This window comes from Streptomyces sp. NPDC025638, from assembly GCF_055558775.1.
In genome coordinates this window covers 25,303-43,106 of the sequence record NZ_JBVHLX010000029.1, presented here as the reverse complement: position 1 = coordinate 43,106, position 17,804 = coordinate 25,303, and the positions used below count along the sequence as shown (strand labels likewise).

The following is a 17,804-nucleotide window of genomic DNA, read 5'->3' as shown; positions in this document are numbered from 1 at the left end:
ACCGCAGGAAGGGTTCCCATGAAGGCCACCCGGATCACGAAAACCCGCGCCGCCCTGACCGCACTCACCCTCGTCGTAGCGCCCGGCGTCGCCGTCCTCGGCACCGCCACCGATGCCTTCGCCGTCACCAAGATCAGCCACGCCACCGCCACCCAGATGTTCCGTCAGGTCGGCATCACATGGTCGTCCTCCGGCAACTGCTCCGACCGCAACAACCCGACGTGTACGTCCTTCGAGCAGCTCAACCTCGCCACTGCCCAGGGCGCCCAGACCCTCAAGCGCGCCAGCGGCTGCGCCCTCAACATCACCGGCGGCACCGAAACCGGTCACGCCTCCGGCACGTACTCCCACTGGAACGGCTACAAGCTCGACTACAGCAAGTACGCCTGCGTCGGGAACTACATCAAGAACAACTTCACCTACATCGGCCTGCGCGGTGACGGCGCGCCGCAGTGGCGCTCCGGTTCCGGCAACATCTACGCCGACGAGGGCAACCACTGGGACGTCCTCTACTACAACTGCGGCGGCTGCTGACCGGCCCGTGCCCACTGCCGGTCGTCCCTTCCGTGACGGTCGCCCCTGCCATGGCGGGGGCCGCCGTCACGGCGGTGGCGTCACGAACACCGCAGCCCGATGGGGCGGCTGGCCCTCGGCGCGGAGCGGGACTACAGGTCATGCGACGGAACACGGGCGGCGAGCTCCGCCGCGAAGTGCCGGGCCTGCGCGCCCCAGTCATGGTCCATCGTGCCGAAATGCTGCAGCACCTCGACCAGTTGGTATGCCTCGGACTCAGTCAGCAAGGGCAGACGGGGCTCGATGCGATCCGGCAGGTCGGAGACATCAGCCAGTAGATCATCCATACCCCACTCAACCGGCCATCCGAGCAGGGGTTACGGGCTGACATGGCAGACATGGCAGATAGGGAAATCCCGGCCGCCGGGGTGGGCCCGCGTCATGGCCCTTCAAGCCGTGCTGCCAGTTCCCCGGGGAGGGAGTCCCGACTGGACGTGGTCACGTGGACGAGTGCGATGTCAGGGCGCCGTTTGAGGGCGTCGGTGAATGGGTCGCTGTGCGCGTGCACCGTGGCGACGACGTCGATGTCGGACTCGAACAGGACCCCGACCGTGTCCCGGAACGCGTCGCATGCCAGCTCCATTCGCCCGAGCTCGTCGATCAGCACAAGATCTCCAGGAGCAGGATCCGAGGCCGCTGACCTGAGCGGCGGCAGCGCGAGCCGCTCCAGGACGCCCAGATCGACGCCGTACCGTCCCACCCGCGGTGGTCCTGGGAAGTCGACGTGGGCGAACACGGCTCGCAGACCGCCCTCCAGCGTTTCCAGCGCGAAGCCGCTCCTGGTACCGCCGTGCCGGATCTCCTCCGTGGTGAAGCCGACGGCCCTACGGGTGCGCAGTAGCGCGACCAGTCGACGGACAACGGTCGTCTTGCCCGTGCCCGGGCGTCCCTCGAGCAGGATTCTCGTCGGCATACTCGGCCAATGGGGTGTTTGGCCTGCCCGGGCTGTTGCCGGACAAGCTGTTGCGGGTAGGGCCGCGCGCATGACTGGAATTGAGCTCACGAGCGCGGCATTCGGCGACCGTACGGCAATCCCTCGCCACCACAGCGGGGAAGGCGACGACGTGTCGCCACCATTGACCTGGTCGGGGGTACCAGAGGGAACAACGGAGTTGGTTCTGCTCTGCGAGGACCCTGATGCCCCGAGCGGCACGTTCCTGCACTGGCTGGTCACCGGTATCGATCCGGGTAGTACGGGTACGACGGAGGGGGAGCCGCCTCCCGGCGGCCAGGAGTGGCCCAACGGTTTCGGCCGGATGGGCTGGGGCGGTCCCATGCCTCCACCCGGGCACGGAGCGCACCGCTACTTCTTCCGCCTGTGGGCCCTGTCGGAGGCACTCCCCCTGCGCGGCCGGCCGACAGCCGACGCGGTACATCGCGCCGTGAAGGGCAGAGAGCTGGCGAGCGGCACGCTGATGGGCACGTACCAACGCTGACCGCCGCCGGCATGGCCCTGGTCTCGGCACTCGGTACTCGGCTCGACCGTGCGCGGGGCCACGAGCCCGCCGGCGGCAGCGCTGCTACGGACTCTTATCCGGCGTACGCCCGCAGCGGGTAGTGGTCCGAGAGGTTCGTGTACGTGTACGACGTCCCCCAGCTCGTGACCGTCCAGGGCGCCGACTGCTCCTTGACGACCTCGTTGTGCCAGGCCGCCGGGCGGGCATGACCGGCGCGGTTGAGCACGTAGTCGAGGTCCTCACGCGGGTCGTCCGGGTAGCGGTAGCGGGCGATGGAGTTGTCCTGCGTGTCGAAGGAGTACGGGTGCCCGGTGCGCGCGTCGGCACCGACGAGGCCGGCGTCGTTGAGCAGTGACGTGTACTCGGCGCTGTGCGAGTCGACGTTGAGGTCGCCGGCGACCAGCACCTCTTCGTCGGCGGGGATGTTCTTCGCGTCCAGGAAGGCGTCGATGGCCTTGAACTGGCGGCTGCGCATCGTCGCCGCTTCGCCGGCGCCGCATCCGGGATCCGTGGACTGCGCGTGCGTGCCGACCACGTGTACCTTGGTGCCGTTCACATTCAGGACGACATATGCGAAGCCCTTGTTGGACCACCAGTCCGCACCGCAGGCGTCCTTGTAGACGTACTGCTCCTTGTGCAGGATCGGCCACTTGCTCAGCATGGTGACTCCGCCGTCCTCGGGTGTGACGGCCGAGTACGCCCCGCCGGTCGCGTCCCAGCCACTCTTGCTGCGGCCCACCACCGGTGTCTGGTACGGGTATTCCGTCGCGGCGGCGCTCTTCAGCGCGTCGGACGAGGAGTTGTCGAAGGCCTCCTGGAGGACGACCACGTCGTTGCCGTGGAAGAAGGACGTCTTCGGGATCTCGGCGGCCCGGTGGTCCTGTCCCCAGTTCGGGTACAGGTTCTTGCTCATGAGGAAGACGTTGTACGTCAGGACCTTCAGCGCCGGCGCCGGTCCGGCTGCCGCCGCCGGTGCGGAACCCGCAAGTGCCGCCGCGGGCAGCGCAAGGGCGAGCACGGCTGCCCCGAGGGCACGGCGGGGTACGAATCGCGTCACTGGATCTCCCTGTGGATGAAGGGGGTTGAGTGGCGCCGCACATCAAACCATCTGGGATTACCCACAGGTAACAGTCGCGCAGGCAACAGATGACTCACAGCCGAGGAGGCAGAGAGTCCGGTTGCGGGGGCCTGCCTCTGGAACGAACCCGCTTCTGGCCCGAAGCCACGGAAGAAGCGTTCTGGCACTGGAAGACCCTTGCCCGGCTACCTCTCAATCACCTCATAGATCCGCTCGCCGGTGCTGACTGCGGCGTCCCTGAGTGCGGGTGTTACGGCGTCAACTTCCGGGATCATCTCGAAGCCGTAATTCAAGCATTGCCCAGGAAGAGCGCGCGTGAGCTGCGCGCGCTCGTATGGGCCCTCGACGAGAAGATTCTGACGGGATCGAAGGTCATCCCGGCCAAAAGCCGGGACGTGCCATGGTGGCGAGGTCAGCTTCAGGAACGTGCCCGGGGCTGCATACAAGGGGGCCCACGAGACCGGTGCGAGTCGTTCATCGACGCTCCCGCCTATGAGAGCCGAGCAGCAACTCGGCCATGACGCGAGCGTCGCGGCGACGTGATGGGCTTGCCGACCACACACCGGGTAAGACAACGCAGCACAACAGGGCAAGCGGGCTCAGGATCGCAATCACGCCGATCCATGGATAGGCCACTGTGACAGGTATCAGGACACCGCCTGACACCAGGCCGAGCAGCGGCCCGGCCCTCACGGGTCGGTGGCGCTCGCCATGCGCACAAGTTCCTTCCTGTCCACGGAGCTTCGGGCCCCGGCCCGACACCCACGCGTTTTACGGCCATACATGACTGACCGTCATTCATGAGACATCGGTGATCGCACGCACCAGGATGGCGAGTCCATAGTCACCATGCGCGATGCCCCATCCCCCGTCGATGGGAGCAGGTTCATCCTGCCCCATCGCGTGACGCAGTGGGGTGCTTCTCACCGATCGTTTGAGAAACAGCGCCAATGATCGGGATCGTGCCAGGTGGACATCGTGGCCACGGGAGTCGACGAGGAAGGCGTGCATTGGGCCGGCGAGGTGGTTCGGCGTTCGGAGAGGGTGGGCCACCTCACGTGTGCGGCGGGAAGACCGGAGGCCAGGGGTAGCCGAGTTGTTCGGCGTGCTTCTCCGATCCTCCCCAGACCTCGGCGGTGGCACGGGGGTCGCAGGCGATCAGGTGTGCCTCAAGGCGCTCGGACTGTTCGGCCGGGTCGTCCGCGGAGACCGGGAGGGTCATCCCGAACTGGAGCCAGGGTCGGTCCGCCTCGGTCTTGATACGGGGATGCATCAGGACGACGTGGATCCGATCGGGTTCCTCGCGGGAGGCCCAGACGCCTTCCAGCTCGCACTCCCACCTGGCCAGCCAGTCCCCACGTGTCCTCAGTCGCGCTTCAAGCAGCCTCGCGACCGTTCCGGCCGGCCACTCCCCACTACGGTCTTCTCCGGCTCGCGTGACCTCCGCCTCGTACTGACCGACGTCGAACCGGAGCTCCGGCAGGTCGACATCCTGGTCCGCCGGGTCGCGCCAGCCCTCCCAGACCACATGCTCCCCGACTCGTTTGACGGTCACGTAGAGAGCACCGCAGCAGCCCTCCTCGCCGCAGCCGGCCCGGGCCAGTCGAACCTCGTGGGGCGTAGCGGTCGCATGCAGTGGCCCGTCCGTGTCCAACAGGTACCGGGGGCCCACTCCGATGCCACGGGGGAACACGTCGCCCAGCAGATCCCGGCCGCTGACGATCGGGCGGACCTGCACAGCACCCTGGCCCGGCGGTGGACAGACGATGCGCAGGCTGAGGGCGTCCAGTTCTGTGGCCATCGACCGATGATCGCGAGGCCGGCCACCGTTGTCACGCGCATAGCCGCAGATGCGTGCGGCAGGGGTGATGTCAGACCCCGATGAGAGTCTGTCCGGCATGGAGACACCCGCAGCACCCGACAACGGGGATGAGGAGCACGCCGTCATCGCCCGCTTCCGGCTTGTCGATGACGGCTTCGGCGACGCCGACCAGCGCGAGTTGGTCTACGAAGCCGAGGAGGCGATGGCGACAGCGGCCGAAGAGGCCGGCGTCGGGGAGGTTGACGGCAACGAGTTCGGAGGCGGTGAAGCCGTGGTGTACGCCTACGGTCCCGATGCCGACGCCCTCTTCAAGGTCATGGAGCCAACTCTGCGCGGTCTGCCGTTCAGGCCGGCACACGTCATCCTCAGGGGCGGAAACGGCGAAGTGCGGGTGGATCTGTCACCCTGACCGGGCGTCGGCGCACTCACCCGCCCCGTGTCAACTCCCGTTCCGCAACCGCCCGGAAGCTGTGTGGCGGGCGGCCGGTCAGGCGCCGGACAGTGTCGGTCGTTCTGTCCTCGGCTCCGCGGGAGATGGCGCGGTCCATGTCGGCCAGCATGGCGGCGAACTCCAGCGGTATGGATGCGGCCAGGCGGTCACGCAGCTGTTCGTATGGCAGGGTGTGGTGGGCCACGGGGCAGCCGGTGACCTCTGTGACGACGGCCGCGATGTCGTCGTAGCTGAGCGCCTCCGGCCCGGTCAGCACCAGGTCGGTGTTGGGTGCCGGGTCGTCGTCAAGGGCACGTACGGCGACGGCGGCGATGTCATCGGCGTCGACGAATCCGACTCTGCCGGACCTGGCCGCGGTCAGGATGGTGCCGTGTTCGCGGATGCTGCGGGCGTGGACGTGGGTGCCGGTGAAGTTCTGCATGAACCAGGAGGGCCGTAGCACCGCCCACCGGGTGAACAGACCGCGCAGGGCCTGGTGCACCACTCCGACTCCCGGGCCCCCTTCGGGGACGGCCGAGGAGCTGAGGAGTACGGCGCGGTGCGCGCCGACGGCGCGGGCCTGTTGAAGGAAGGGGAGCATGACCGCGGCCGGGTTTGTGTCACCGACCGGCGGGACGAGGTAGAGGCGGTCGGCTCCGGTGAGGGCGTCGGCGTAGGTGGTGGGGTCGTACCAGTCGAAGCGGACCGGTTCCGCGCCCGGGAGCGGGGTGGCGCGACGACTGGCGGCCTTGACGCGGTGGCCCGCGGCGATCAGCTGAGTGGCGGTCCGGCTGCCGGTGGTGCCGGTCGCTCCGATGACCAGGGTGGTGCGGGTGGCCGTCATCGGGCACTGCTCCTGGTGAAGTCCGTGCCGGATTGCTGGACGGCGAGGGGGTTCCAGTAGTCGCGGTAGGAGGTGAAGTGTCCGTCCTGGACGGTCACGACAGCGATGTAGGTCATGTCGAAGGGCCCGCCTGTCGCGACCAAGCGGCCCACGCCACGCATTTCCACCACGATGGTCCCGGGGGTGGTGGTCTGGTGGATCCGCAGGTCGGGGAAGTCGTGCAGGTCGATGTGGTCGGGGTAGTCGCGCATGTAGGCGCCGATGGCCTCTCGGCCCTCCAACCGCTGGGGCCGGCCCGGGGGGCCGAAGGGGAATTCCATGACGCCGCGCTCGGCCCACAGGCCGACCCAGGCGGGAATGTCCTTGTCCAGGAGCAGGCGCAGGCTGTGCCGGTAGAGATCTGCTGGTGAGGTGCTTTCGGGCATGAGGTTCTCCATCCCGTACGATACGGACCGTCGGTCCGTTTCAATGAAAGATACGGACCGGCGGTCCGGATTGCAATCGGAGGTCCGCATGCCCGACCGCAAGCCACGCAAGGACGCGGCCCGTAACCGGGCAGCCGTCTTCGAGGCCGCCGACACCCTCTTCACCCAGTGCCGGAGTCCCGAGGAAGTCACCATGGCCGACATCGCGGCAGCGGCGGGCGTCGGCAAGGGAACGCTCTTCCGTGCCTTCGGCGATCGCACCGGGCTGATCCGCGCGCTGTACGAGGCACGGCTCGAACCGATCCGGAACGCCGTCGAAGAGGGCCCGCCGCCCCTGGGGCCCGCCACTCCGCCTCCTGTTCGCGTACCGGCCCTGCTCGACGCCGTCCTGTGCTTCAAGCTCGACAACCGCCACCTCGCACTGGCCCTGGAGCAAACCGGCGCGGACAGCCCCTACCGCACCGAGCACTACGAGCGCTGGCACACCCTGCTCCGGGACCTGCTGGAGCAGACCCCGGAGCGGGGCGGCACCGGCTTCGCCGACTTCACCGCCCACGCACTGCTCGCCGCCACCCGGGCCGACCTCGTCGCGCACCTGGCCGGCGAGAAGGGCGTGTCCCGCGAGGAACTGCGAGAGCAGTTGGCGGACTTCACCGCTTCGGTCCTCGGCACGGATGCCGGAGACGTCACCTGACGGAGGTAGCCGACCCCGCCGATCCGGTGCAGCCCGAGTAATTCGGACGGGGGGTACAGGTACCCATTCGTACGCGGCCATCCGTGTCTGGCGAACGGGAAGTTCGGCATCCCTTGTCACTCACCCGAACGGCCCTACTGCGGAGCGTGAACCCCTTGTCCCAACTGGCATGTCCCCCATTCGGAGTTGCGTCCGCACGGGGGACATGAGTCCGTGGGTGTCGTGTCCCACCGGTTCTCACCGTCAGGAGGAGACATGGACACCAAGCAGAAGGGCCACTCGGCCGACAAGCTGTGCGTCGTTTTCACGGTCCGTGTGATCGAGGGCGGCGAGCAGGGCTTCCTGGATCTGTACGACCGGCTCCGCAAGTCCGTGGCCAGCACTCCCGGCCACATCGTCGAGAGGCTGGGAGCACCCGTCGACGACTCCCGTCAGTGGGTCATCACCAGTGAGTGGAAGACCGCCGAGGACTTCTTCAAGTGGCAGCAGAGCGAGGAGCACCGCGAGTTGGTGGCCCCGCTGCGCCAGTGGGTCGATTCGACGCAGTCGCTGCGGTTCCGGGTCGTCAAGGAGACCAAGGGAGCGATGTCATGACGCGGATCGCCAACGGCCCCATCGCCGTCCTCGGTCTCGGCACGATGGGTTCCGGCCTCGCCACCCGCCTCCTCGAACAGGGCATACAGGTCCGGGTCTGGAACCGTACCGCCGAGCGGGCCGGACCGCTCGCCAAGGCGGGCGCCCACGTCGCCGACCACCCCGCCGACGCCATCGAGGGTACGACCGCGGCCATCTGCGCCGTCGCCGACGGCGAAGCCCTCGGCACCGTGTTGCACGGTCCGGACGGCGTGCTGGCCGAGGGGCCCTACCCCGGTGTCCTGATCTGCACCAGCACCGTCGCGCCCGAAGAGATCGTCCAAATCGCCGGGGACATCCCCTCGGTTCTGGACGTCGGCATGCTCGGCAACGCCGACCACGCCCGCGACGGAGAGCTGCGGCTGTTCGTCGGCGGCGAGGAGAGCACGTACGACGCCTGCCGCCCGCTGCTGAAGATGCTGGGCAAGGAGGTCGTCCATCTGGGCGAACTCGGGTCCGGCATGCGGATGAAACTGTGCCTCAACCTGCTCATGGGCATTGAGGTGCAGGCCCTGGCCGAGGCCACCGAACTGGCGGCGGCCTCCGGGCTCGACCGGCAGCTGGTCCTCAAGACGATCGCGGGCAGCGGTTTCGCCTCGCCGGTCATGGCGTTCAAGTCCCGGCGCCTGGTCTCCGGTCGCTTCGAGGAGCCGGACTTCCGGCTGCGGCTGATGGCGAAAGACCTCATGCTCGCTTCCAAGCAGGCAGCAGCAGCCGGCCTGAGCCTGCCGCTGGTGACCGCCGCGGCAGAGACCCACGTCCGCGCCGCCGAGCAAGGACTGGGCGACCAGGACTGTGCCGCGGTCACCCGCGCACTCACACCGAAACCGGGACACGAAACGTGATCATTGACATCCACGGGCATCTCTCCCCACCGGAGGCGGCCAAACGCTTCCCCATGCCCCCGAGCCTGACCGACGTCGACGGCATGCTCGCCGCTCGTGCCGAGGCCGGGATCGACCTCACCATCATCGGCAGCCCCGTCGGCGCCGGAGCGATGGCGCGGGTACCGGGCGTGGACAACTACGCGCAACCACGAGACCGGCTGCGCAGTTTCCACGCCTGGATGTCGGGGCTGATCGCCAGGTTCCCGGACCAGTTGCGCGGCTACGTGTACGCCAACCCGTTCGGTGACGACGATCACCTCGAAGGGGTGCGGGAGACGCTCGCGGATCCGGCCTTCGTCGGCCTGATCACCACGTCCAGCGTCCGCGGGGAGCTGCTCGGCTCCCCGCGTGCCGACTCCTTCTTCGCGCTGGCCGCGGAGGCGGGAGTGCCGGTCCTGGTCCATGCCCCGGCCGAACCGGTCGGCACGGAACGGGTCGACGAGATCGGCTTCGTCGAGCAGATCGGCCGGTTCGGCGATGTCACCGTCGGCATGGCCATGATCGCGTTCGCGGGATGGCTGGACAAGTACCCGGACCTACGGCTGATCGGCGCGACCGGCGGCGGCGCGATGGCCCTGCTGCCGGAGCGCCTGCAAACGGCGGCGCGCCCCCGGCACTGGGCCGGAGGTGCGCCGCCCTCCGGCCGACCCGAGGCCGCCACCGCATCGCCGGCGGCCAAGGACCCGGCGGCCGACCCGGCCGGGGCGCTGCACCGCATGTACGTCGACACGAGCCCGTTCAGTTCCGCGCATCTGAGCCTGAACGCGGAGGTGCTGGGGCCCGAGCGGATGCTGTTCGGCACCGACTCACCGCCGTTGGCCGCGCCGCTGGAGGAACTCATCCGCATGATCGAGAAGCTGCCGGTCGACAAGGCGTCCCAGCAGCTCATCCTCGGTGGCAACGCCGAGGCTCTCTTCGACCTCAGGAGCCGTCCGTGACCACCACGCAAGAGGCCGTCACCGCGGCCGAACGCTGCACTCCGGAGTTCCGGCGCGATCCTCATTCGGTGTACGCCCATCTGCGCGACACGGCGCCGGTCTGCCCCATGAGACCGCCGCACGGCAACGAGACGTACCTGATCACCCGGTACGAGGACGCGCGGGCCGCCCTGTCGGATCCGCGGTTGAGCAAGGACATGTACGGGGCCATGGACGCCTATCGGAGGATCTTCGGGGACTCGTCCGTCGCGCTGGACGACAACATGCTCAACTCCGACGCGCCCAAGCACACGCGGCTGCGCCGACTGGTCAACTCCGCGTTTACCCCACGGCGCGTGGAGGCTCTTCGGCCGAAGATCCAGGAGATCGTCGGAAGTCTGCTCGACGACTGCCCGGCCAAGAAGCCCTTCGACCTGCTGCCGGCGTTCGCGTTCCCGCTTCCGATCATCGTGATCTGCGATTTGCTCGGCGTGCCGCCGCAGGAGCGGTCACGGATGCAGAATCTGTCCTCCACGGTGGCGCAGAGCGGGTTCGACGAGGAGGCCAAGCGGGCCCAGCAGAAGGCCGAGGAGGATCTGCACGCGTACTTCACGGAACTCATCGCCGCCAAGCGGAGCCGCCCGGGTGACGACCTGCTGAGTGCGCTCATCGCCGCCCGGGACGACGACGGCGGGCTCACCGAGAGCGAGCTGGTCTCCACGGCGTTCCTGCTGATGTTCGCGGGTCACAAGACGACCGCGTACCTGATCGGCAACTCGGTCCACCACCTTCTGTCCCACCCCGACCAGCTCCGGGCCGTGCGGGAGAACCCGGATCTGATCCGGGCGGCGGTCGAGGAACTGGTGCGCTACGACGGCTCCGTGGAGACCGCGACGTTCCGGTACGCGACCGAGGACGTGGAGTACGGCGAGACGCGCATCCCGAAGGGCGCCCTGGTGCAGATCGCCCTCATTTCGGCCAACCGCGATCCGCTGAAGTTCGACGCCCCGGACAGGCTGGATGTGATGCGGCCGGGAAACGCGCAGGACGCCCATCTGGGGTTCGGGCACGGCAGCCACTACTGCCTGGGAGCCCCGCTGGCCCGGCTCGAGACGCAGCTGGCCCTCACCATCCTGTTCGACCGGTTCCCCGGCATGAGGCCGGCCGAACCCCGCGGTGAGGCACGGTGGTTGGAGGTTCCCTTCCCGGCCTTCCGTGGCCTCGCGGAGCTGCCGGTCGTACTCGAACCAGCTGAGTGACCGACGCCGAAGGCAGGGCCGTCCCGCCGGGGCGGCCCTGCCCTCCCTCTTCACCCCATGAGCTGAACCCCGGGCTTCACCCCATGAGCTGGACCCCAGGCCTGAGCTGACCCTCACGGTCGCGGGCCGGTAGGACGCCGCTTAGCGTGGAAGACACGACGCGTCCGAGCTGAGACGGCAGGCGGGCGCGGGTCCAGCCTGCCTCGGGAGGTCTCCCAGTGGGTACCGTCTCGTTTCTCCTCGTCGTAGTCATCCTGACGGCCCTGGCCTTCGACTTCACCAACGGCTTCCACGACACGGCCAACTCGATGGCGACGTCGATCGCCACCGGGGCCCTGCGGCCGCGTATGGCCGTCGTCGTCGCGGGGGTGCTCAATCTGGCGGGCGCGTTCCTGTCCACGGAAGTCGCCAAGACCATCTCCGGTGGCATCGTGGACGACGCCAAGGTGTCCCTGGTGATGATCTTCGCCGGACTCGTCGGCGCGGTCCTGTGGAACCTGATGACCTGGCTCGCCGGGCTGCCGTCGAGTTCGTCGCACGCGCTGTTCGGGGGGCTGATCGGTGCTGTGTGGGTGGGCGCCGGGGGGTCCGCGGTGCAATTCGGGGCGATCATCGAGAAGATCGTGATCCCTGCCGTCCTGTCGCCGATCGTCGCCTGCGTCGTGGCAGTGCTGGCGACCTACCTTGCCTACGTCATCACCCGGCGCACGGCTCCCGGTCAGGCGCGCAGCGGATTCCGCAGGGGCCAGATCGGTTCGGCGTCGCTGGTCGCGCTGGCCCACGGCACCAATGACGCGCAGAAGACCATGGGGGTCATCACCCTGGCCCTCATCTCCGCCGGGGTGCTCACCCACGGTTCCGGGCCGCCCTGGTGGGTGGTGCTCACCTCCGGACTGGCGATCGCTCTCGGCACGTACACGGGCGGCTGGCGGATCATCCGCACCATGGGCAAGGGGCTCACCGACATCGAGGCACCTCAGGGCTTCGCGGCCGAGACCAGCGCGACGACCGTGATTCTGGCCTCGTCCCACATGGGATTCCCCCTGTCCACCACGCAGGTGTGCACCGGCAGCATCCTGGGCGCCGGCCTGGGGCGCAAACTGGCCCAGGTGCGGTGGGGCGTGGCCGGGCGCATCGCGGTGTCCTGGCTGCTCACGCTGCCCTCGGCGGCGGCCATCGGTGGTGTGGCCGCCTGGATCGCCGACCACGGCACGGCGGGCGTGGCCCTGGTGGCCGCCGCCGCGGCGGCCGCGGCGGCCGGGTTCTGGGCCCTGTCGCGCCGCCGCGCCGTGACCCCGGAGAACGTCAACGAACTGCCCGCCCGACTGTCCGAGCACGCGGAGCAGACCGCGGCGTGAAAGCCGGGCGGCCGTCCGGTCCGTCAGCGAAAGGAAGCAGGGCAATGAACATCGACTGGGGCGCCTTCGGCGGCGTGATCGCTGTGAGTCTCGGTATCACGCTGCTCACGGTCGTGCTGTTCTCCCTCGGCATCGCCGCCCGGCCCCATGACGACGGCGAGGGCGGAGAACACGCCCGCGCCATCCGGACAGCCGCCACCGCGGCCGCGGTGCTGTGCTTCGCGGCGTGCCTGGCGGTCGCGGGCTTCGGGCTCGCCCTGATCATCGGCGTGTGACGAAAGGCCCTGGACCGCGGTACCTGGGCAGCGCCCGAATCCTGGGCTCGCAGCCCGATGCGCCGGGTGTTTCCACGGGATGAGGCTGGCTCATGAACACCGCAGCCATGGAATCTCACAGGCCCGTCCACCGCGTGGCGAGCGTCGGGACCGGCACGATCGGTGCGAGCTGGGCGACGCACCATCTCGTACGCGACTTCGACGTCACGGCCGGACCGCGCCACCGCTTCAGTCGCTTGTGACCGCCGGCGGGATCGCACCTGAAGCGGGGCGATCGTGACCGCTGATCTCCCCTCACCCGCCCCACAGCGTGACGTACACCGGCGGCCGGAACCGGGACGGTGGGACGCCTGCGCCGGGTGCGCGCATGATGCGGGTTGCCGCGGGGGTGTGCAGGAAGTACAGGAACGCGTCGGTGGCCGGGGAGCGGTGCTCGGGCGGCAGGACGGTGGCGTGCCAGGTGGTGTCCCAGGGCGTGGCCGCGGTCTCCAGGATGCGCAGGTCGTCGCGGCGGATGCGGGGCGACACCAGATGGGCCGGCGCGGGTGCCACGCCCGCGCCCTCGGCGGCGGCAGCCCAGGTCGCGGCCTGGTTGGGGAACACCCACACATGCCCCTCGGCCACACCGAGCCGGCGCAGCAGCCGCCCGGAGTCCGCGTCCGGATCGGTTCCGGAGGAGTCGACCAGCCACGACCACTGCGGCGGTGGACCGGGCGGTCGTGGCGACCTGGCGCCGGTCACCACGACCAGCTGGGTACGGAACAGCGGCTCGCTGACCAGTTCGCCCCTGCGGGCGCCGAGATACGGCCCGAGCGCGACGTCGGCCAGCCGGTTCTCCACCAGCACACGGATCTCGTTGCCGGCGGCCACCCCGAACGAGGTCTCGGTCCTGCGCCCCGAGCGGTCGGCGAAGGCCTCCACGAGCGAAGGGAGGACGAATTCCGCGAGCGTGCTCGTGGCCACGACCCGTAGCTCGTCGGGCGCGCCCCGCGCCGCCCGCACCGCCGTCTCGGCATCCGCGCTCAGCGCAACCATCCGGGACGCGACCGGCAGCAGCCGCGCCCCCGCGGGCGTCAGACGCATTCCACCGCCGCCGGTGCGCTGGATGAGCGGATCACCGAAGTGGGTGCGCAGCGCGGTGAGCGCCTGCGACACCGCGGACTCGCTCACGTCCAGCGTCCGCGCCGCGGCGCTCACCGAACCGAGCCGGGCAACCAGCACGAAGGTGCTGAGCTGGGTGACGGTCACCATCCGATTTTCCCGCGTTTGACGGGATAAGTGAATGCTTATCGATCCGTTGCATGGCGGGTGCGGAAGAGCGCAGCATCACTGCACAGCGGAGGGCACAACGTTCCAGGAGGGCCCGATGCAGGTTCCGGCTGCTTTCCAGTACGAGACGGCCTCCAGCGTCGAGCATGCGATCGAGCTGCTCACACGCTACGGCAGCGAGGCCCGGGTGGTGGCGGGCGGACACAGCCTGCTGCCGATGATGAAGCTGCGGCTGGCCCAGCCCGAAGCCCTGATCGACATCAACGGCCTCGGCGAGCTGGCGCTGATCCGGGTGGACGGGCACGACCTGTCGGTCGGGGCGATGGTCCGCCACGCCGAGCTGCTCGCCTCGCCGGTCGTCGGCGAGCACTTCCCCATCCTGCGGGACGCGGAACGGGTCATCGCCGATCCGCTCGTACGCAACCGCGGCACCGTGGGCGGCTCCCTGTGCCAGGCCGATCCGTCGGAGGACCTGTCCGCGGCGTTCTCGGCCCTGCGCGCCACCCTTGTCGCCCAGGGCCCCCGCGGCAGGCGCACCATCGAGATCAGGGAGTTCTTCCTCGGACCGTACGAGACCGCGCTGGACGAGGCGGACCTTCTGGTGGAGGTCCGCGTGCCCATCCGTTCGCACGCCAGTGCCTACCGCAAGGTCGAGCGCCGGGTCGGCGACTGGGCGGTCGTCGCCGCGGGCGCGGTGCTGGAGATCTCCGAGGGGGTCATCACCGAGGCCGGTATCGGGCTGACGGCGGTGGGTGCGCCGCGGTTCGTGGCCGAGCAGGCCGAGGACTTCCTGCGCGGCGGGCGGCCGGACGACGAAGCCTTCGCCGAGGCGGGCCGGATCGCCTCGCAGGAGTGCCGGCCGACGGCGGACCAGCGCGGCCCCGCCGACTACAAGCGGCATCTGGCCGCTGAGCTCACCACCCGGGCGCTACGCGCCGCCGCCGCACGCGCCCAGGGGCAGGAGGCGTGACATGCGGATCACCGTGACCGTGAACGGCGAGCAGCACACGAGGGACGTCGAGCCCAGGCTGCTCCTCGTCCACTTCCTGCGTGACGAACTCGGGCTCACCGGCACCCACTGGGGCTGCGACACCTCCAACTGCGGCGTGTGCGCCGTATGGCTGGACGGAACGCCGGTCAAGTCGTGCACCGTGCTCGCGGTCATGGCCGACGGCCATGAGGTGCGCACCGTCGAAGGCCTGGCGCACGGGGCCGAACTCGACCCGGTGCAGCAGGGATTCATCGCCTGCCACGGGTTGCAGTGCGGCTTCTGCACGCCGGGGATGATGATGACCGCCCGCTGGCTGCTCGACCACAACGCGGATCCGTCCGAGGAGGACATCCGCGAGGCGATCTCCGGACAGATGTGCCGCTGCACCGGTTACGAGAACATCGTGCGCTCCATCCGCTGGGCTGCCGAGCACGGCGGCGGGGCGCGGACCGCGGACACGGGCACCGAGCCGGCGCCCGCTCGTGAAGAGCCGGCGCCCGGCCGCGAGGAGGTGCGGGCATGACGACCACCGAGGAACGGCCGGTCGGCTTCGGACGGATGACCCGCAAGGAGGACGCGCGGTTCGTCCGCGGCCACGGAACCTACGTCGACGACGTCCGGCTGCCCGGCATGCTGCACGGCGCCATTCTGCGCAGCCCGCTGGCGCACGCCCGGATCGTGTCGATCGACACCAGCGCCGCCGAGGCGCACCCCAAGGTCAAGGCCGTGATCACCGGCGAGACCCTGGCCGGTCTCGGGCTGGCCTGGATGCCCACGATCTCGTACGACACCCAGGCGGTGCTGGCCACCGACAAGGTGCGCTTCCAGGGCCAGGAGGTCGCCTTCGTCGTCGCCGAGGACCGCTACGCCGCGCGGGACGCTCTTGAGCTGATCGATGTGGAGTACGAGCCGCTGCCACCGGTCGTCGACGCCCTGCGGGCGATGGAGCCGGACGCACCGGTGATCCGCGACGACAAGGAGGGCCAGCGCGACAACCACATCTTCGACTGGTCGGCGGGAGACGAGGAGCGCACCGACGAGGTGTTCGCGGGCGCCGAGGTCGTGGTGGCGCAGGACATGCTGTATCCGCGGATGCACCCGGCGCCGCTGGAGACCTGTGGCACCGTCGCGGACATGGACGCCATCACCGGCAAGCTGACGGTGTGGTCCACCACGCAGGCCCCGCACGCCCACCGCACGCTGTACGCGATGGTGGCCGGCATCCCGGAGCACAAGATACGCATCATCTCCCCGGACATCGGAGGCGGTTTCGGCAACAAGGTCGGCATCTACCCGGGCTATGTGTGTGCGGTCGTCGGTTCGATCGTCACCGGCAAGCCAGTCAAGTGGGTGGAGGACCGCTCGGAGAACCTGATGAGCACGTCCTTCGCCCGCGACTACCACATGCACGGCGAGATCGCGGCGACGAAGGACGGGAAGATCCTGGGCCTGCGCGTCCATGTGATCGCCGATCACGGCGCGTTCAACGCCACCGCACAGCCGACGCAGTTCCCGGCCGGCTTCTTCGGCGTGTTCACCGGCTCGTACGACCTGGCCGCCGCGCACTGCGCCGTGACCGGCGTCTACACCAACAAGGCTCCTGGCGGTGTCGCCTACGCCTGCTCGTTCCGCGTCACCGAGGCCGTGTACCTGGTCGAGCGTATGGTCGACGTACTCGCCACCGAACTCGGCATGGACCCGGCCGAGTTGCGGATGCGCAATCTGCTGCGGCCCGGGCAGTTCCCGTACCGGACGCAGACCGGGTGGGAGTACGACTCCGGCGACTACCCGCGCGCCCTGCGGCTGGCGATGGACATCGCGCACTACGAGGACCTGCGCCGGGAGCAGGCCGAGAAGCGGGAGCGCGGGGAGCTGATGGGCATCGGGGTCAGCTTCTTCACCGAGGCGGTCGGCGCGGGCCCGCGCAAGCACATGGACATCCTGGGACTGGGCATGGCCGACGGTGCCGAACTGCGCGTCCACCCGACCGGCAAGGCCGTACTGCGGATCTCCGCGCAGACCCAGGGCCAGGGGCATGAGACGACCTTCGCGCAGATCGTGGCGGAGGAGCTGGGCATCCCGCCCGAGGACGTCGAGGTGGTGCACGGCGACACCGACCAGACTCCGTTCGGGCTGGGCACCTACGGGTCGCGCTCGACGCCGGTGTCCGGAGCGGCGGCCGCGATGGTCGCCCGCAAGGTGCGCGAACGCGCGAAGATCGTCGCCTCCGCGATGCTCGAAGTGAGCCCGGACGACCTCAAATGGGAGAAGGGCCGCTGGTTCGTCACGGGCGACCCCGACCAGGGACGGACCATGGCCGAGATCGCGCTCGCCGCACACTCCAACCTGGAGCTGCCCGAGGGCGTCGAAGGCCACTTGGACGCCACCTGCGTCTACAACCCGCCGAACCTCACCTTCCCCTTCGGCGCCTACATATGTGTCGCCGACGTGGACGCGAACACCGGCCAGGTGAAGGTCCGCCGGTTCATCGCCGTGGACGACTGCGGCAACCGGATCAACCCCATGATCGTCGAGGGTCAGGTGCACGGCGGACTCGCCGACGGCCTCGGCATGGCACTGATGCAGGTGATCGCCTTCGACGAGGACGGCAACTGCCTCGGCGGATCGTTCATGGACTATCTCCTGCCCACCTCGGTCGAGTGCCCGTCCTGGGAACTCGGCGAGACCGTCACCCCCTCCCCGCACCACCCCATCGGAGCCAAGGGCGTCGGCGAGTCCGCCACGGTGGGCTCACCCGCCGCGGTGGTCAACGCCGTGGTCGACGCGCTGAAGCCGCTCGGCGTACGCCATGTCGACATGCCGCTGACTCCCGCCGCGGTGTGGCGGGCCGCGCAGGGCCGGCCGCTGCGCACGGACCTGGCGATCACCTGA

The 17,804-nt window shown here is 69.3% G+C and carries 20 protein-coding genes; 13 read left to right on the top strand and 7 right to left on the bottom strand.

Features of this window, described 5'->3' with window-relative positions; all coding sequences use genetic code 11:
• The first annotated feature begins 18 nt into the window (after window positions 1–18).
• The gene (locus tag ACZ4EG_RS42945; RefSeq protein WP_453557712.1) at window positions 19–534 is read left to right on the top strand and encodes a hypothetical protein; all 516 of its coding nucleotides are present in this window, start codon (window positions 19–21) and stop codon (window positions 532–534) included.
• 131 nt (window positions 535–665) lie between these two features.
• Here ACZ4EG_RS42945 and ACZ4EG_RS42940 read toward each other — a convergent pair whose 3' ends face one another.
• Both ACZ4EG_RS42940 and ACZ4EG_RS42935 read right to left on the bottom strand, forming a co-directional pair.
• The gene (locus tag ACZ4EG_RS42940) at window positions 666–860 is read right to left on the bottom strand and encodes a hypothetical protein (RefSeq protein ID WP_453557714.1); all 195 of its coding nucleotides are present in this window, start codon (window positions 858–860) and stop codon (window positions 666–668) included.
• A gap of 92 nt (window positions 861–952) precedes the next feature.
• Window positions 953–1,486 (bottom strand): nucleoside-triphosphatase, encoded by a 534-nt coding sequence (locus ACZ4EG_RS42935; protein WP_453557716.1) that lies wholly within the window; start codon window positions 1,484–1,486, stop codon window positions 953–955.
• Window positions 1,487–1,556: 70 nt separating this feature from the next.
• Here ACZ4EG_RS42935 and ACZ4EG_RS42930 point away from each other — a divergent pair, with 70 nt between their 5' ends.
• Complete coding sequence (locus tag ACZ4EG_RS42930) at window positions 1,557–2,009, top strand: YbhB/YbcL family Raf kinase inhibitor-like protein (RefSeq protein ID WP_467794502.1); 453 nt, start codon at window positions 1,557–1,559, stop codon at window positions 2,007–2,009.
• 94 nt (window positions 2,010–2,103) lie between these two features.
• Here ACZ4EG_RS42930 and sph read toward each other — a convergent pair whose 3' ends face one another.
• On the bottom strand, window positions 2,104–3,087 hold the full coding sequence (sph, locus tag ACZ4EG_RS42925; protein ID WP_467794501.1) for a sphingomyelin phosphodiesterase: 984 nt from the start codon (window positions 3,085–3,087) through the stop codon (window positions 2,104–2,106).
• 1,075 nt (window positions 3,088–4,162) lie between these two features.
• On the bottom strand, window positions 4,163–4,909 hold the full coding sequence (locus ACZ4EG_RS42920; RefSeq protein WP_467794500.1) for a hypothetical protein: 747 nt from the start codon (window positions 4,907–4,909) through the stop codon (window positions 4,163–4,165).
• A 97-nt stretch (window positions 4,910–5,006) separates the two neighbouring features.
• Between ACZ4EG_RS42920 and ACZ4EG_RS42915 the strand changes: the two genes are divergently transcribed.
• The gene (locus tag ACZ4EG_RS42915) at window positions 5,007–5,339 is read left to right on the top strand and encodes a hypothetical protein (protein ID WP_467794499.1); all 333 of its coding nucleotides are present in this window, start codon (window positions 5,007–5,009) and stop codon (window positions 5,337–5,339) included.
• 16 nt (window positions 5,340–5,355) lie between these two features.
• Here ACZ4EG_RS42915 and ACZ4EG_RS42910 read toward each other — a convergent pair whose 3' ends face one another.
• Together ACZ4EG_RS42910 and ACZ4EG_RS42905 are read right to left on the bottom strand one after the other, a co-directional pair.
• On the bottom strand, window positions 5,356–6,204 hold the full coding sequence (locus ACZ4EG_RS42910) for an NmrA family NAD(P)-binding protein (RefSeq protein ID WP_467794498.1): 849 nt from the start codon (window positions 6,202–6,204) through the stop codon (window positions 5,356–5,358).
• Window positions 6,201–6,629 carry a nuclear transport factor 2 family protein gene (locus ACZ4EG_RS42905; protein ID WP_467794497.1) on the bottom strand — a complete coding sequence of 143 codons (429 nt, stop codon included), beginning with the start codon at window positions 6,627–6,629 and terminating at the stop codon, window positions 6,201–6,203. Before ACZ4EG_RS42905 ends, ACZ4EG_RS42910 begins: the two co-directional genes overlap by 4 nt.
• An 88-nt stretch (window positions 6,630–6,717) precedes the next feature.
• Between ACZ4EG_RS42905 and ACZ4EG_RS42900 the strand changes: the two genes are divergently transcribed.
• The 7 genes from ACZ4EG_RS42900 (at window position 6,718) to ACZ4EG_RS42870 (ending at window position 12,652) form a co-directional block, all read left to right on the top strand.
• Complete coding sequence (locus tag ACZ4EG_RS42900; RefSeq protein ID WP_467794496.1) at window positions 6,718–7,323, top strand: TetR/AcrR family transcriptional regulator; 606 nt, start codon at window positions 6,718–6,720, stop codon at window positions 7,321–7,323.
• Between the two features lie 255 nt (window positions 7,324–7,578).
• Window positions 7,579–7,917, top strand: coding sequence for an antibiotic biosynthesis monooxygenase family protein (locus tag ACZ4EG_RS42895; protein ID WP_453557729.1), 339 nt, complete (start codon window positions 7,579–7,581; stop codon window positions 7,915–7,917).
• Window positions 7,914–8,801 (top strand): NAD(P)-dependent oxidoreductase, encoded by an 888-nt coding sequence (locus ACZ4EG_RS42890; protein WP_467794495.1) that lies wholly within the window; start codon window positions 7,914–7,916, stop codon window positions 8,799–8,801. The genes ACZ4EG_RS42895 and ACZ4EG_RS42890 overlap by 4 nt, the downstream gene beginning before the upstream one ends.
• Window positions 8,798–9,781: an amidohydrolase family protein gene (locus tag ACZ4EG_RS42885; RefSeq protein WP_453557733.1), complete on the top strand. Its 984-nt coding sequence runs from the start codon at window positions 8,798–8,800 to the stop codon at window positions 9,779–9,781. Before ACZ4EG_RS42890 ends, ACZ4EG_RS42885 begins: the two co-directional genes overlap by 4 nt.
• Window positions 9,778–11,019: a cytochrome P450 family protein gene (locus tag ACZ4EG_RS42880; RefSeq protein ID WP_453557735.1), complete on the top strand. Its 1,242-nt coding sequence runs from the start codon at window positions 9,778–9,780 to the stop codon at window positions 11,017–11,019. The genes ACZ4EG_RS42885 and ACZ4EG_RS42880 overlap by 4 nt, the downstream gene beginning before the upstream one ends.
• 218 nt (window positions 11,020–11,237) lie before the next feature.
• The gene (locus ACZ4EG_RS42875; RefSeq protein ID WP_453557737.1) at window positions 11,238–12,377 is read left to right on the top strand and encodes an inorganic phosphate transporter; all 1,140 of its coding nucleotides are present in this window, start codon (window positions 11,238–11,240) and stop codon (window positions 12,375–12,377) included.
• A 44-nt stretch (window positions 12,378–12,421) separates the two neighbouring features.
• Window positions 12,422–12,652 carry a hypothetical protein gene (locus tag ACZ4EG_RS42870; protein ID WP_467794494.1) on the top strand — a complete coding sequence of 77 codons (231 nt, stop codon included), beginning with the start codon at window positions 12,422–12,424 and terminating at the stop codon, window positions 12,650–12,652.
• Window positions 12,653–12,946: 294 nt separating this feature from the next.
• On the opposite strand, the gene ACZ4EG_RS42865 is transcribed toward ACZ4EG_RS42870, so the two are convergent.
• Window positions 12,947–13,903 carry a LysR family transcriptional regulator gene (locus ACZ4EG_RS42865; protein WP_467794493.1) on the bottom strand — a complete coding sequence of 319 codons (957 nt, stop codon included), beginning with the start codon at window positions 13,901–13,903 and terminating at the stop codon, window positions 12,947–12,949.
• Between the two features lie 115 nt (window positions 13,904–14,018).
• Between ACZ4EG_RS42865 and ACZ4EG_RS42860 the strand changes: the two genes are divergently transcribed.
• From ACZ4EG_RS42860 to ACZ4EG_RS42850, 3 genes are read left to right on the top strand one after another with little or no spacing between them, the layout of a single operon-like run.
• Window positions 14,019–14,891: an FAD binding domain-containing protein gene (locus ACZ4EG_RS42860; RefSeq protein ID WP_453557743.1), complete on the top strand. Its 873-nt coding sequence runs from the start codon at window positions 14,019–14,021 to the stop codon at window positions 14,889–14,891.
• A 1-nt stretch (window position 14,892) separates the two neighbouring features.
• A complete protein-coding gene (locus tag ACZ4EG_RS42855) occupies window positions 14,893–15,435 on the top strand; it encodes a (2Fe-2S)-binding protein (RefSeq protein ID WP_453557745.1) in 543 nt (180 codons plus the stop codon).
• Window positions 15,432–17,804, top strand: coding sequence for an aerobic carbon-monoxide dehydrogenase large subunit (locus ACZ4EG_RS42850; RefSeq protein WP_467794492.1), 2,373 nt, complete (start codon window positions 15,432–15,434; stop codon window positions 17,802–17,804). Before ACZ4EG_RS42855 ends, ACZ4EG_RS42850 begins: the two co-directional genes overlap by 4 nt.